Below are 1,206 nucleotides of genomic sequence, written 5' to 3'. Positions count from 1 at the left end.
GCCTCACGGCGTTGCCTGGGGGACCGCTCAGCTCTTGTCGGCGTCGCTCTCGGCGGCGGCCTCGGCCTTGGTGTCCTTCTGCTCGGCGTCCTTCTTCTCGGCGTCCTCGGCCTTGGTCTTCTCGGCCTCGGTGCCCTGGGCACGCTCGGGGACCACGCCGTCGAACTCCTCGTCGATCTCGAGGTCGTCCTCGTCGTAGTACTCCTCGACGTCCTCCTCGTCCTCGAAGATCACGCGGTCGTCGGCGTTGTCGCCGCCACCGCGCTTCTTCGCCGAGGTGTCGGCCGACTCGGTCTCGTCCTCGGCCAGCTCCGGGTCGAGCGCGTCGGTGAACTCCACGCCGTCGATCTCGGCCAGCCGCTCGGAGGCGTTGGTGCTGCCCTCGGTGTCGGCCTCGGCCGCCTTGGCGAACCAGTCACGGGCCTCGTCGGCCCGGCCGGCCGCGATCAGGGCCTCGGCGTAGGCGTACCGCAGGCGCGCGGTCCACGGGTGCACCGCGCTGGAGGCCAGCTCCGGGCTCTGCAGCGTGACCACGGCCGCGTCGTACTGCTCCATGTCGCTGCGGGCACCGGCCGCCACCAGGCGCATCTCGACCTGACCGGCCTTGTCCAGCTGCTTCACCTCGGGCTCGCCGGCCATGGCCAGCGCCCGCTCCGGACGGCCGAGACCGCGCTCGCAGTCGGCCATCACGGGCCACAGGTCCGCCCGGCCGGTCATCCGACGGGCGGCGCGGAACTCGGTCAGCGCCTCGGAATAGCGCTGCGTCATGTACGAGGCGAAACCGGCCGCCTCACGCACGGCCGCCACGCGGGAGGCCAGACGGAGCGCGACGCGCGAGTACTGGTAGGCCTCCTCCGGCTCGCTGTCGAGCAGGCGGGCCACCATCACCAGGTTGCGGGCGACATCGTCCGCGAGGGTCTTGGGCAGGCTCTTGAGCTCCTGGCGCACATCCGCGTCCAGCTCAAAACCGGTGACGTCCTCCGGGATCGGCAGACGCTTGACGGGCTCGTAGTTGCCCCGACGGTCGTCGTAGTCACGGCCGCCGCGGTCGTCACGGCGGTCGCCACCGCGGTAGCCGCCGCCCTGGCGGTCGTCACGGCGGAACCCACCGCGGTCGCCGCCACGGTCGTCGCGACGGAAACCGCCACGGTCGCCGCGGTCGCGGTAGAAGCCACCGCCGGCGGGGCGGTCGTCACGACGGAAACC

Annotated in this window: 1 protein-coding gene; it reads right to left on the bottom strand. The window is 72.3% G+C overall.

All coding sequences use genetic code 11. The annotated features are described in order from the left end of the window. Window positions 1-27 precede the first annotated feature (27 nt). Window positions 28-993 carry a hypothetical protein gene (locus tag ACFRMQ_RS40840; protein ID WP_380735998.1) on the bottom strand — a complete coding sequence of 322 codons (966 nt, stop codon included), beginning with the start codon at window positions 991-993 and terminating at the stop codon, window positions 28-30. Between the last annotated feature and the right edge of the window lie 213 nt (window positions 994-1,206).

Origin of the sequence: Kitasatospora sp. NPDC056783 (genome assembly GCF_042789895.1) — a bacterium.
Taxonomy (GTDB): Bacteria; Actinomycetota; Actinomycetes; order Streptomycetales; family Streptomycetaceae; genus Kitasatospora.
Note: the sequence above shows the minus strand (reverse complement) of the source record. Positions and strands in the feature narration are given on the sequence as shown.